This window comes from Aquabacterium sp. A3 (assembly GCF_038069945.1).
In the GTDB taxonomy this organism is placed as follows: Bacteria; Pseudomonadota; Gammaproteobacteria; order Burkholderiales; family Burkholderiaceae_C; genus Aquabacterium.
Map to the genome: position 1 here is coordinate 359,766 of NZ_JBBPEV010000001.1, position 12,446 is coordinate 372,211.

Below are 12,446 nucleotides of genomic sequence, written 5' to 3' on the forward strand. Positions count from 1 at the left end.
ATAGGCCTGTTCAGGCTGCAGAAGAAGTCGATGCTGCGCCGAAGCGGCGCTCGATGTAGTTTTCCACCACGGCCTGGAATTCGGCCGCAATGCCCTCCCCACGCAGCGTCATGGCCTTTTCGCCATCAATGAACACGGGGGCGGCAGGTGCTTCACCGGTGCCTGGCAAGCTGATGCCGATGTCAGCGTGCTTGCTTTCTCCGGGGCCATTGACGATGCAGCCCATCACGGCCACTTTGAGGCCTTCAACACCAGGGTATTGCGCACGCCAGACCGGCATTTGGGCGCGCAGAAAATCGTCAATCTGTTTGGCCAGCTCCTGGAACGTGGTGCTGGTGGTGCGGCCGCAGCCCGGGCAGGCCGTGACGCTGGGCACGAAGGCACGCAAGCCCAGCGCCTGCAGGATCTCGAGCGCCACGACGACCTCCTGGGTGCGGGCCTCGCCAGGTTGTGGTGTCAGCGACACCCGAATGGTGTCGCCAATGCCCTCCTGCAACAGGATGGACAGCGCCGTGGCCGAAGCGACCGTGCCCTTGGTGCCCATGCCAGCCTCGGTCAACCCCAGGTGCAGCGGGTGACGACAACGGCGAGCCAGTGCCCGGTAAACCGAGATCAGATCCTGCACGCCGCTGACCTTGCAAGACAAGATGACCTGCTCAGGCGCCATGCCCAGCTCACACGCCATGCGAGCCGACTCCAGGGCAGAAGTCACCAACGCCTGATACATGACCTGTTTGGTGTCCCAGGGCTGCGCGCGCCGGCCGTTTTCGTCCATGAGGCTGGACATGAGTTCCTGGTCCAGGCTGCCCCAGTTGACACCGATGCGCACCACCTTGTCATGGCGCAGCGCAGCTTCGATCATCTGCGCAAATTGCCTGTCCTTCTTGTCGCCTTTGCCCACGTTGCCAGGGTTGATGCGGTACTTGGACAGGGCTTCGGCACAGGCCGGATGATCGGTCAGCAGTCGGTGGCCGTTGTAGTGAAAATCGCCGACCAGCGGCACGTCAATGCCCATGCGATCAAGTTGATCGCGGATGTGTGGCACCGCCTCGGCCGCCTCAGGCGTGTTGACGGTGATGCGCACCATCTCGGAGCCAGCCAGCGCCAGCTCCTTGACCTGAATGGCCGTCCCGATCACGTCCACGGTGTCGGTGTTGGTCATGGACTGCACGCGCACAGGCGCGTCGCCGCCCACCGTGACCACGCGACTGCCCCAGACCACACGGGCCTGCAGTGCCCGGCGGGGTTCGGGCGATGCGACTTCGATCAGATCAGCAGACATGTTCACTCGCTTCGAGGCAAGGTCAAACGGGCCACATTGTTGCGCACATGCGGCGCCAGATCGGTCACCTGGCCCGCCACGATGACGCGCACGCCCTCGGCATTGCCAATGACGGCCTCGATGGGAGGCGCGCCCATGAGGTCCACGGTTTCGCCAGCGGCCATCAGGCGTGAGAAGAGCTTGCGTCCGCCCTGTGTCTCGGTCAACTCGACCCAACTCGGCTGGGTGGCTTCCAGGCGAACCGACACTTCCGAGAGTGACCCAGCCTCAGCCACCGTCTCGGCCATCTGGACGACCACCGGGACGACCGGCTGAACGACGGTCGACACGACCGGCTCGCTGGCTGCCAGTGGCGCTTGAACATTCTGGGGCAGCGCGCTCGCCGTGGGGGTGATCGCAGCCGTCACGGCTGGCGCTGGTGGCACCACGATGGTCTGCACCGGCGACGATGACGTCACCGTTGAATCGGACGTCCACCAGGCCGCTGGCCCTTCCCATGCCTCAGGCCACCACCAGACCAGCACGGCGGCCAACAAAATGCACAGGGGCCAGAACCACTTTCGCTTGAGCAAATCCGAGACGCCACTGCCCACGCCTCGAACCGAGAACAAGGCGGTGGCACCGGGCTGGGGCAAGGGCTGATTCAGCGGCGCGTGTTCATCATGCAGGCGCGCCGGCTGTGCCGGCGGCAACGCCGCCATCACCGGGGACGGGTCCATGCGCAGGGTTCGGCACACGGTCTGTGCCAGCGCACGCGTGAAATTGGCATCGCCCAGGGCCGTCAGGTCGCCGGCTTCCAGCGCCTGGATCTTGGCGGGCACCACCTTGATGATCGACGACAAAACCTCAATGGAGAGCCCTTGGCGCTCTCGCTCCACACGCAACTGCTCACCGGCGCTGCGCTGCGACTCGTCTTGCTGACGCAATGCAGTGAATCCGGCCTCAGTCATCGAAACGCCCCAACTCGAAAGCGGTTGTTTCCCGGGCATTCGGGAAGCGACTGCGCATCTGAGCACCCAGTTCGTTGCGCGCCTCCAGGTTCCCCAGTCGGTGTTCGATCCGGGCCGCCAGCCACAGAGACTCTGCCGTCACCTGCTCTTGCACATTGTTGACGCGTCGGATGTAGAACCGGGCACGATCAAGTTCACCGCGGCGCAGCAGCACCGACGCGAGGTTGTACGCGGTGGCTGGGTTGGCCGTGTTGATCTCGTAAGCGCTCAGCAAGGATTTTTCTGCCTCGGCAAACAGCCCCGCCCTCATCTGACAAACGCCTCGGGCCAGCCAGGTGCGGCTGGCATCCATGCTCTGGGGAAACCTCAGGGCGCGCTCAAACAGACCATCCGCCTCTGCGAATCGGCTCTGGTTGCACAAAAACCAGGCGTAGTTGTGCATCACGCTGCCGTTGCTGGGCTCCAGGTCCAGGGCCTGTCGATACGCCGATTCAGCACGTCCGGCGTCACCCAGCGCGTCGTAAATCAGCGCCCGCATTTCATGCGTCGCCGCCAGGCGCGGATCAATGGACTCGGCTTGCTTGACTTCGTCAAGCGCGGTTGTGAACTGGCCCTTGGCGTAATAGGTGGCGGCCAACTCAAGTCGAATGCGGGCACGACGCCTGACTTCCGAGTCGTCTGAGGCGGTGGGCAAATCAGCGCGCGGCGTGTAGCGCACCTGGTTGCTGTTCATGGACGCAGAGGAGGCGCCGCCTTCCACAGGCACCTGCACGCACGCTGCCAACGCCAGGATGGACAGCAACAAACCGCTCAGCGTGAAGGTGCGAAAAAGCGACGAGATCATGCGCAGTCTCCTTTGTTGTGGGTACACACATCCGCTGCCTGCCGGCAACACGGGCATCAAACCGTCCGGTCACCCTTGGTCGGCCGACGGACGACACTGACAGGCATGATGACAGGCTCACGGCGCAAGCGCGTGTGAACCTTGGTGCGGTCTTGCACCTCGCCTGCCAGCTGACCGCATGCGGCATCGATGTCGTCACCACGGGTCTTGCGCACCGTGGTGACAATGCCTGCATCCTGAAGCATGCGGGCAAAGGCCTGCACCCTGGGCATCGCCGAGCGATGAAGCCCCGACTGCGGAAACGGATTGAAAGGAATCAGATTGAACTTGCACGGGATGCGACCCTTGACGAGGGCGATGAGTTCCCGGGCGTGCTCATCGCTGTCGTTGACACCATCCAGCATGCAGTACTCGAAGGTGATGAAGTCGCGCGGCGCCGCACTGAGGTAGGACAAACAGGCCTGCATCAACTCCTGAATGGGGTACTTTTTGTTGATGGGCACCAAAGCGTCGCGCAAGACATCGTTGGGCGCGTGCAGGGACACCGCCAATGCGACAGGACAATCCTGCTGCAAGCGCTCGATCATGGGCACGACACCTGAGGTGGAAACCGTGACCCGGCGCCGAGACAAGCCATACCCATGGTCATCGAGCATGGTGCGCAAGGCCGGCACGAGTTGGGCGTAGTTCTGCAATGGCTCGCCCATGCCCATCATCACGACGTTGCTGATGACTCGATCTGAAGTGCCCAGCCGCTTGCGCAAGGCGTGCTCTGCAAACCACAACTGCGCGATGATTTCACCGGTGCTGAGGTTTCGACTGAAGCCTTGGTGGCCTGTCGAACAAAACCGGCAGCCCACGGCACAGCCTGCCTGAGAGGAGATGCACAAGGTGGCGCGGTCGTCTTCGGGGATGTACACCGACTCGACAGCGTTGCCATCGCCCACATCGAACAACCATTTGATGGTGCCATCAGACGAAACGTGCTCGCTGATGGGCTTGAGTCCCTCGATGACCGCGCTGCCTTGCAGCTTGGCACGAAGGGACTTGGCCAGATCGGACATCTGATCGAAATCAGAAGCGCCTTTCTGGTGAATCCAGCGAAAGAGCTGCGTGGCGCGAAAGCGCTTTTCACCCAGCTGCTCGCAGTAGGCGGTCAGCCCGTCGAGGTCGAAGTCGAGCAGGTTGACCGCACTCATGGATACAACAGCCTCAGGCCGCGCTCAGCGGCTGTAGACGTTCATGCCGGGGAAGAAGAATGCCACTTCCACGGCTGCGGTTTCAGGAGCGTCCGAACCATGAACGGCGTTGGCGTCGATGGAATCGGCGAAATCGGCGCGGATGGTGCCGGGAGCAGCCTTCTTGGGATCGGTGGCGCCCATCAGGTCGCGGTTCTTGGCGATGGCGCCTTCACCTTCCAGCACCTGCACGAACACCGGACCGGAGACCATGAAGTCCACCAGGTCCTTGAAGAAGGGGCGCTCTTTGTGCACAGCGTAGAACTGCTCGGCTTCTGCGCGCGACAGTTGCACCAGCTTGCCGGCGACAACCTTCAGGCCGGCGCCTTCAAAGCGGGCGATGATCTGGCCGATGACGTTCTTGGCAACGGCGTCGGGCTTGATGATGGACAGGGTGCGTTCGATGGCCATTCTTGTTTCTCCGAAATATTCAATAAGGTGCCGTCAGGCTTGACAAAACCCAGCATTGTACTGTGTCGGGATGACGCCTGAGACGGCCTCATCCCTTCAACGATCAGAAATGATCAGCGGCGCCCACGACGGCCACCGCCGCCGCTGCCACCACCGCCACCGCTGTTCCCGCCCCCCTGACCACGGCGGCCGCCGCCACCGCCAAAGTAGGCATCGGCACCGATATAGCCAACCGATGTCTGCATGGGATCGGGTTGGCGCGGACCTTTCTGCTTGCCACCAGCAGCGCTGCGCTGAGCAGCCCCCTCGTGATCAGGGCGCCCGAACCCGGAGACGATGCGCTTGGAGCCCTTGACGAAGCGACGGTCAAAGGTTTGCTCCAGCGGGTTGGGAATGCGACCGATGTTGTCGATGTCGTCATCATCGAACTCATCGCGGGGTGCGGCGCGCTCGCGCTCCACCGGAGGGCGACCGGCCTTGTGCTGTCCAGGCTGGCCCTGCTGAGGCCCACGCCCCTGCCCGCCTTGTGGCCCGCGACCTTGCCCCTGGGCCTGACGTTCTTGACGGTCCTGACGATCTTGTGGCTTGGCGCCCTTGCCACCAGGCTTGCCCTTGCCGCCGCGCCCCTGCTCGTGGCGATCCACGCCAACCAGCGCCTTGATCGCACGCACATCGGACTCACCCAATTCAACCCAGACGCCCCGACGCAATCCGCGCGGCAGCACGATGGCGCCATAGCGAACGCGGATCAGCCGGCTCACGGTCAGCCCGACCGTGTCAAACAACTTGCGCACCTCGCGGTTGCGACCTTCCATGATGACCACGCGGTACCACTGGTTGACACCCTCGCCCAGACCGTTCGAGATCGAGGTGAAGGAGGCGGGCTGGCCATCGATCTCGACGCCATCGAGCAAGCGTTGACGCGACGCGTCGTCCAGGGTGCCCAGCACCCGAACCGCGTACTCGCGCTCGACCCCGAAACGCGGATGCATCAACTGGTTGGCCAATTCGCCCGAGGTGGTGAACAACAACAGCCCTTCGGTGTTGAGGTCCAGCCGACCCACAGACATCCACTTGCCGTGCTGCAGCCTGGGAAGGTTGCGGAAAACGGTGGGGCGCCCTTCCGGATCGTCACGTGTCACCACCTCGCCCACTGGCTTGTGGTACGCCAGGATGCGTGCTGGCGGAGGCGTGATCCGCGCGCGGATCGGCTTGCCGTCCAGCTTGATGCGGTCGCCAAAGGAAACCCGTTGTCCGATGTGCGCGACCTGGTCATTGACCTCAATGCGGCCGTCTTCGATCATCTTTTCGATGTCGCGTCGAGAGCCCACACCCGACTGGGCCAGCACTTTTTGAAGCTTGGGCGCATCCGGCTCTGGCCGCAAAACGCGCTTGTAGGCTTCAGATTCCTGCACGACCTCGGCTTCCTGCTCACGGTCGAAATCACCCGTCAGCAGCACCTGGACCATCTCTTCGGCCTGTTGGGCGGCCATCGCCGCTCGACGCGGCCCCACCCCGGGCTCTGGCTCGGCCATGACATCAGCATGGTCGTCGGCACTGGCCTCGACATTGGCGTCGGCACTGGCCTCAGCAGCAACAGGCTTCTGCTCAGCCAAATCCGACTGCCCTGCGTCGGCTGCGGCCACCACCACATCCTGCGTCGCGGCCTCAGCCGCCGTGGCCAGCGGCGCATCGGCGACCACTGCCGGCGCCTTGCGGCGGCTGCGGGCAGCAGGCTTGGGCACCACCTCGGCCACCGCAGCCTCGTCAACTGCAGTCGCCTCCGCCGCCACCGTGGCGGCGACCTCGGCCTCTGCTGGCACCACGTCGTCAGCCTTGCGGCGACGGGTCGTCTTGCGTGCAGGCTTGAGCGCCTCCTCGGCCCCGGCAGGCGCTGGCTCCACCACCGGAGACGCGGCGCGCGGCCGGCGGGCGCGCGGTTTGGCGGGGCTGGAGGCTTCGGCCTCGACGGGCACGGCGCCCGGGGTATCAGGATCTTGCATAGGCTCTTGCTCTTGACTCATGGCGCAATCTGCGCCGACTCGGCGCGGGGAGGTTCTTCGGTGGCGCCAGGCGCGAGCCCGGCAACGTCTTGGGGTGAAGGGGCCTCGTCTTGCGCAGAGGCATCGAGGTCTTCGTCAGCCCGCCCATCAAGGGCGAGCGTCTCGTCCAGCCCAGGCAAGGAGGCCTGCCCCAACGGCAGCCCTTCCAGCGTGGGCAACTGGGCCAGAGACGACAGGCCCAGGTCATCCAGAAACTGGCGCGTGGTCGCCAGCAAGGCTGGCCTGCCAGGCGCCTCGCGGTGACCAATCACTTCAATCCAGCCGCGATCTTCCAGTTGCTTGATGATGTGAGAGCTGACCGTCACACCACGGATGTCTTCAATGTCACCGCGGGTGACCGGCTGTTTGTACGCAATGATCGCCAGCGTCTCCATGGTGGCCCGGGAGTAGCGCGGCGGCTTTTCAGGATGAAGGCGGTCCAGGTGCGCCTGCACATCGCCACAGGTCTGGAACCGCCATCCGGTGGCCACCTCAACCAAGGCCACACCGCGCCCCTGCCACGATTCCTGAAGGCCACCCAGCAAGGCGATGATCGCGTCGGTCGACAGCGCGCCGTCGAACAACTGCTTCATGTCACGCACCGACATGGGCTGGTGCGCGCACAACAAGGCCGCCTCCAGAATGCGCCGTGCTTCCTGATCGCTGGGAAGGTCCATCGTCATCAACTGCGTGGTGCTGCGCCGCCTTGGCTGCGCTCGATACCCACTCCATCCATACGGGTTGAATGCATGGGTGCACGGCCATGCTGCCTGTGCACCGCGGTCGCTGCCCACAGACGGGCGCGCCGAAAAAATCAATCAAACGTTCGGGGCCGGGCTCCTGCGCCTCACGCGCGTGCCGGGCATGGCTCTGGAGATGTGCCAGATCGCACTGCAGTGCGAATCTTCAACACCGCCTACCTTGGTGAGCAGCCCGGCTGTGCTCGACGCGCAACATGGCTTTTCACTGGAGACATTATGCACCAGAAGCCGACCAGGATGAAAAATCTGGCGCCACCCAGCCGAGCGCGGCAAAAAATGCCGCCATGTCCTCGGGCAGGGGCGCCGTGAACACGCACTCGCTGCCCGTCATCGGGTGCCTGAATGACAGGCGTGCGGCGTGCAAGGCCTGCCGCGTCAACCCATGCAGAGGGCGCCCGCCGTAGGTGGCATCCCCCACCAGCGGGCACCCCTGGTGAGCCAGGTGCACCCTGATCTGATGGGTGCGCCCTGTGTGCAAAATGCACCGGACGGCCGACACCGACCCTTCGCCGTCCGATCCACCTGCCACCGCCACCGGGAGCACATCCGTTTGCGCCGGCTTGCCCTGGCTCACCACCGCCATGCGAACGCGAGACACCGGATCACGCCCGACCGGAGCGTCAATGTGGCGCGCCCTGCTCCATTCACCATGGGCAATCGCCAGGTACTGCCTGCTGACGGTTCGCTCGGCAATGGCCTGGGTGAGGGCATGCATGGCTTCCCATGACTTGGCCACCACCATGAGGCCGCTGGTGTCCTTGTCAAGGCGGTGAACGATCCCAGCGCGGGGCAAGGCCGAGGCCCCTGCATGGTGGGCCAGCAGTCCGTTCATCAGCGTGCCTTGCCAGTGCCCTGCCGCCGGGTGCACCACCAGTCCGGCCGGCTTGTTGATCACCAGCAGGTGGGCGTCTTCATGAAGCACCTCCAGCGGCATGGCCTCTGGCTTGAACGACTGACTTTGGGCTGTGGGACGAACATGGATGCCGAGCATCTGCCCAGGCAGAACCTTTTTGGAGGGAGACGTCACGGGAACGTCGTCCAGCGTCACGGCGCCGTCCTCGATCAGGGTCTGCAAGTGGCTGCGGGAGTGCTCTGGCACCAGGTCTGCCAGCAAGCGGTCCAGCCGCTTGCCCCGGTGCGCAGGCATGAGCTCCCAGCGCCGGATGTCGGGGGCGGCCAACAGGCCTGCCGCCGCCTGCCCCTGGTCTGCCAGGGCTTCGGACGCCTCATCAGGCACATCGTCCAGCAGGTCCACGGCCTCATTGAGGTCGCCGATGTCGCCAGCGGCGTCGGTGCGAACATCAGACGCAAGGAGCTTCGTGGGGGGGGTTCTCGTGGCCATGCAGGCTTGCTTCTATATACTGCGCTTTCCAGCGCTCGTCGGCGAGCCGTCCTGTAGACCCGATCGCCCTAAACAACGTGAAACTGTTCAAGAAAACATCTTGCCACCCACTGACTGGGCGGCATGCCATGCGGATGGCCGCAGCGGCCTTGTGTGTGAGCCTGGCGGCATGCGGCACCGCGCCGCGGGACGAATACGCCAACATTCAGCCTGAAAAATTGTACGCGGACGCCCGCGACGAAATGACTGAAGGCAACTTTGAGACCGCGATCAAGCAACTGGAGCGGGTGGAAGCCCGTGCATCTGGCACCTTGTTGTCTCAGCAGGCCCAGATCGATCTGGCGTATGCCTACTACAAGACCGGGGAAAAGGCCCAGGCGCTGGCCAAGCTGGAGCGCTTCATGCGGCTGCACCCCACGAGCCCGGCCCTGGACTACGCCCTGTACCTGCAAGGCCTGATCAATTTCAATGAAGACCTCGGCTTGTTCGGGCGCCTGTCCCGGCAGGATTTGTCCGAGCGCGATCAACAAGCGTCCAAAGACGCCTATGAGTCGTTCCGCCAGCTCATCGAACGCTTCCCTCAGTCTCGCTATGCCGAAGACGCCCGACTGCGCATGAATCACATCGTCAATTCGCTGGCGGCTGGCGAAGTGCACGTGGCGCGTTACTACTATCGGCGCGGGGCCTACCTGGCTGCCGCCAACCGGGCGCAGCAGGCCGTGGTCGACTACCAGCAGTCGCCGGCGGTTGAAGAGGCGCTTTCGCTCATGGCGCGAAGCTATGATCAGTTGGGCTTGACCGAGCTGCGTGATGGCGCCCTGCGCGTGCTGCGTCAGAGCTTTCCAGGCAGCCGCTTCCTGACCCAGACCGCCTCGGCCGATACAACGCCCAACGCCGACACCGGCGGCAACACAGAAGCTGCCCCCAAGCCTTGGTGGCAGCTCTGGTGAGCCTGGGCGCTCAGTCGGCGCCAGCGCCTCCGGACGCAAATCCTGTCAAACGCCCCTGGTCGTGAACATCCGGCCCCAGGGGTGGCACGTCCACGGGCTCCTCGGCAGGCACCATGTCAGATGATGGCAGGTCCGGGTCCAGCCCCATCTGGCGGATCTTGTGGATGAACCGCCGAGACCGGTCGTACGGAAATACATCGTGCACATAGCCGTCCAGGATCCGGTCCTTGTATTGCTGCCAGAAGGCGGGCTCAAGCAGGTCGGCGTGGTGCTGCATGAAGATGCCTCTCACGCGTGGATCCCCGAGCAGGAAGGGACCGAACGTCTCCGGAAAGACATCTCGGGGCCCGACGGTGTACCAGATCTCGCCTGACATCTCTTCTTCCTCATTGCGCGGCTCGGGCACCTTGCGGAAGTTGCAATCGGTGATGTATTCGATTTCGTCGTAGTCGTAGAACACGACCTTGCCGTTGCGCGTGACGCCGAAGTTCTTCCACAGCATGTCGCCGGGGAAAATGTTGGCGGCCACCAGGTCTTTCAGGGCATTGCCGTACTCGATGACGGCATGCTCAAGCGCCTCACCTTCGGCCTCCTGAATGTAAATGTTCAGAGGCACCATGCGACGTTCGATGTAGAGGTGCTTGAGCACCAGCACCTGACCGTCCTCATCCTCCTCGATCACGCTGGGCGAAAACTTCTGCAACTCGGCGATCAATTCGTCGTCGAATCGATCGCGGGGAAAGGCCACGTTCGTGAACTCCAGGGAATCGGCCATGCGCCCCACGCGGTCGTGCTGTTTCACGAGCTGGTACTTGCTCATGATGAGCTCGCGGGTGGTCTCCTTTTGTGGAGGAAAGTAATCCTTGATGACCTTGAACACGAACGGATAAGACGGCAGGTCAAACACCAGCATGACCATGCCCTTGATGCCTGGAGCGATGCGGAACTTGTCGCTGGAGTGCCGCAGATGGAAAAGAAAGTCACGGTAGAACAGGTTCTTGCCGTGCTTTTGCAGGCCAATGGCGCTGTACAGCTCGCTGCGGGGACGGCGCGGCATCAGGCTGCGCAGAAACTGCACATACGCCGAGGGCACGAGCATGTCCACCATGAAATAGGCTCGGGCAAAGCTGAACAGGGCCAACAGGTCATCCTCGCCGAACAAGGCGGCATCGATGTAGAGCTGGTTGCGGGCATTGTGCAAAATCGGGATGGCAAACGGCAAACTGCGGAAACCGTTGACCAGTTTGCCCACGATGTAGGCACCCTTGTTGCGGTAGAACAGCGATGACAGCACCTGGATCTGGAAGTTGGTGCGCAAGCGAACGTTGCCCACCTCTTCCAGCAGCGCGTCGTAAACGAACCCGATGTCGCGATCGAGATCAACAAACGGCACCTGCAGGTCATAGCTTTGCACGACCGTCTTGATGGTCTCGCGCAGGTTTTCTCTCGTGGGGTAATACGCCCGGAAGGTGCTGCCGCCCTGCCCGTCGTCATCGTCGATGTATTCGGTGGACACCGCCGGCCGCACGAAGATGAAATCGTTGCGGTAATACTTGCGATGCAAGATCTGGATGGTCACCGAATTGAAGAACGTCTCGGCCAGCTCAGGCTGCCGATGGCCCGTGAGCAAGCCGATGTACAGCAGCTTGACCTGATGCCACACGGCCATGGGCAAGGTGCTGGCGCCGTGGTCGGACTCCAGCCGCTCGACCGCCTCGTCGACCCGCAGGTCATAGAACTCGATGCGGGCCCGCTGGGCCGTCTGCTGCCCCACCCAGTCTGCCTGCTCAAAGCGACGCTTGGACTGCGCAGTGGTTTCACTGAAAATTCGGTAATGCCGATCAAAACCGTCGAGCAAGGCCCGAGCGATATCGAATACGCGGGGATCGGTGATCTGTTGCGGAAACATGCGATGGGCTCCGAATGACAATGGCGGCGCAGTTCGGCCTGGGGTCAAGACTGGTGGCGCTGTCGAAGCCCGTCGAGGGCGGCCTGATACGCGGGCGCCACCTCTTCCGCCGAACGGACCGACATGCGCAAGTCCTTGATCAGCCCATTATGCAAGCCGTATACCCAGCCATGGACACGCACCTCCTGGCCGCGGGCCCAGGCGTCCTGCACCACCGTGGTGTGGCAAACGTTTCGGCATTGCTCCAGCACATTGAGTTCGCACAAGGCATCGAGGCGCGCCGACCCTTCGGAGGGCAATTCGTCCAGCCAGCCCCGATGCTGATGGTGAACATCCTGAACATGGCGCAACCAGTTGTCTGCGATGCCCACCCTGCGATTGACCATGGCGGCATGCACGCCGCTGCAGCCATAGTGGCCCACGACAATGATGTGCTTGACCTTCAAGGAATCGATGGCGAACTGCATCACCGACAAGCAGTTGAGGTCAGAGTGCACCACCACATTGGCCACGTTGCGATGCACAAACAGCTCGCCCGGCAACAGCCCCACGATCTCGTTGGCTGGCACACGGCTGTCGCTGCAGCCGATCCAGAGGTACTCTGGCGATTGCTGCTGCTGCAGGCGAGTGAAAAACCCGGGGCTGCGTTGCTCTATGTCGTGCGCCCAGGCGCGGTTTTTCTCAAACAATGCGTCGATCTTCATGCAGCCAGTGTAG

General features: G+C 63.2%; 11 protein-coding genes. 1 reads left to right on the forward strand and 10 read right to left on the reverse strand.

The window, feature by feature from the left end:
* Positions 1-10: 10 nt before the first annotated feature.
* From ispG to WNB94_RS01615, 8 genes are all read right to left on the reverse strand, one after another.
* Positions 11-1,282: a flavodoxin-dependent (E)-4-hydroxy-3-methylbut-2-enyl-diphosphate synthase gene (gene ispG / locus WNB94_RS01580; protein WP_341387935.1), complete on the reverse strand. Its 1,272-nt coding sequence runs from the start codon at positions 1,280-1,282 to the stop codon at positions 11-13.
* A 2-nt stretch (positions 1,283-1,284) separates the two neighbouring features.
* Positions 1,285-2,232, reverse strand: a complete 948-nt coding sequence (locus WNB94_RS01585; RefSeq protein WP_341387936.1) for a helix-turn-helix domain-containing protein — start codon at positions 2,230-2,232, stop codon at positions 1,285-1,287.
* Positions 2,225-3,076, reverse strand: a complete 852-nt coding sequence (gene pilW / locus WNB94_RS01590) for a type IV pilus biogenesis/stability protein PilW (protein ID WP_341387938.1) — start codon at positions 3,074-3,076, stop codon at positions 2,225-2,227. Before pilW ends, WNB94_RS01585 begins: the two co-directional genes overlap by 8 nt.
* A 56-nt stretch (positions 3,077-3,132) precedes the next feature.
* Positions 3,133-4,275, reverse strand: coding sequence for a dual-specificity RNA methyltransferase RlmN (gene rlmN / locus WNB94_RS01595; RefSeq protein ID WP_341387939.1), 1,143 nt, complete (start codon positions 4,273-4,275; stop codon positions 3,133-3,135).
* A gap of 24 nt (positions 4,276-4,299) precedes the next feature.
* Positions 4,300-4,725: a nucleoside-diphosphate kinase gene (gene ndk, locus WNB94_RS01600; RefSeq protein ID WP_341387941.1), complete on the reverse strand. Its 426-nt coding sequence runs from the start codon at positions 4,723-4,725 to the stop codon at positions 4,300-4,302.
* Positions 4,726-4,838: 113 nt separating this feature from the next.
* The gene (gene rluB / locus WNB94_RS01605; RefSeq protein WP_341387942.1) at positions 4,839-6,728 is read right to left on the reverse strand and encodes a 23S rRNA pseudouridine(2605) synthase RluB; all 1,890 of its coding nucleotides are present in this window, start codon (positions 6,726-6,728) and stop codon (positions 4,839-4,841) included.
* Between the two features lie 17 nt (positions 6,729-6,745).
* On the reverse strand, positions 6,746-7,444 hold the full coding sequence (scpB, locus tag WNB94_RS01610; protein ID WP_341387943.1) for an SMC-Scp complex subunit ScpB: 699 nt from the start codon (positions 7,442-7,444) through the stop codon (positions 6,746-6,748).
* Between the two features lie 298 nt (positions 7,445-7,742).
* On the reverse strand, positions 7,743-8,870 hold the full coding sequence (locus WNB94_RS01615; RefSeq protein ID WP_341387945.1) for an RluA family pseudouridine synthase: 1,128 nt from the start codon (positions 8,868-8,870) through the stop codon (positions 7,743-7,745).
* A gap of 134 nt (positions 8,871-9,004) precedes the next feature.
* On the opposite strand from WNB94_RS01615, the gene WNB94_RS01620 reads away from it, so the two are divergent.
* Positions 9,005-9,820 carry an outer membrane protein assembly factor BamD gene (locus WNB94_RS01620; RefSeq protein WP_341389906.1) on the forward strand — a complete coding sequence of 272 codons (816 nt, stop codon included), beginning with the start codon at positions 9,005-9,007 and terminating at the stop codon, positions 9,818-9,820.
* 10 nt (positions 9,821-9,830) lie between these two features.
* Here the strand turns inward: WNB94_RS01620 and aceK are convergent, their stop codons facing one another.
* Complete coding sequence (gene aceK / locus WNB94_RS01625; protein WP_341387947.1) at positions 9,831-11,729, reverse strand: bifunctional isocitrate dehydrogenase kinase/phosphatase; 1,899 nt, start codon at positions 11,727-11,729, stop codon at positions 9,831-9,833.
* Positions 11,730-11,773: 44 nt separating this feature from the next.
* On the reverse strand, positions 11,774-12,433 hold the full coding sequence (gene can, locus WNB94_RS01630; protein ID WP_341387948.1) for a carbonate dehydratase: 660 nt from the start codon (positions 12,431-12,433) through the stop codon (positions 11,774-11,776).
* Positions 12,434-12,446 lie beyond the last annotated feature (13 nt).

What these genes read in the sequence shown, in the direction of transcription:
- ndk (WP_341387941.1), bottom strand. Translation starts at nt 4,725, where the DNA reads ATGGCCATCGAACGCACCCTGTCCATCATCAAGCCCGACGCCGTTGCC.
- WNB94_RS01585 (WP_341387936.1), bottom strand. Translation starts at nt 2,232, where the DNA reads ATGACTGAGGCCGGATTCACTGCATTGCGTCAGCAAGACGAGTCGCAG.
- scpB (WP_341387943.1), bottom strand. Translation starts at nt 7,444, where the DNA reads ATGGACCTTCCCAGCGATCAGGAAGCACGGCGCATTCTGGAGGCGGCC.
- ispG (WP_341387935.1), bottom strand. Translation starts at nt 1,282, where the DNA reads ATGTCTGCTGATCTGATCGAAGTCGCATCGCCCGAACCCCGCCGGGCA.
- can (WP_341387948.1), bottom strand. Translation starts at nt 12,433, where the DNA reads ATGAAGATCGACGCATTGTTTGAGAAAAACCGCGCCTGGGCGCACGAC.
- WNB94_RS01615 (WP_341387945.1), bottom strand. Translation starts at nt 8,870, where the DNA reads ATGGCCACGAGAACCCCCCCCACGAAGCTCCTTGCGTCTGATGTTCGC.
- rlmN (WP_341387939.1), bottom strand. Translation starts at nt 4,275, where the DNA reads ATGAGTGCGGTCAACCTGCTCGACTTCGACCTCGACGGGCTGACCGCC.
- WNB94_RS01620 (WP_341389906.1), top strand. Translation starts at nt 9,005, where the DNA reads ATGGCCGCAGCGGCCTTGTGTGTGAGCCTGGCGGCATGCGGCACCGCG.
- rluB (WP_341387942.1), bottom strand. Translation starts at nt 6,728, where the DNA reads ATGCAAGATCCTGATACCCCGGGCGCCGTGCCCGTCGAGGCCGAAGCC.
- pilW (WP_341387938.1), bottom strand. Translation starts at nt 3,076, where the DNA reads ATGATCTCGTCGCTTTTTCGCACCTTCACGCTGAGCGGTTTGTTGCTG.
- aceK (WP_341387947.1), bottom strand. Translation starts at nt 11,729, where the DNA reads ATGTTTCCGCAACAGATCACCGATCCCCGCGTATTCGATATCGCTCGG.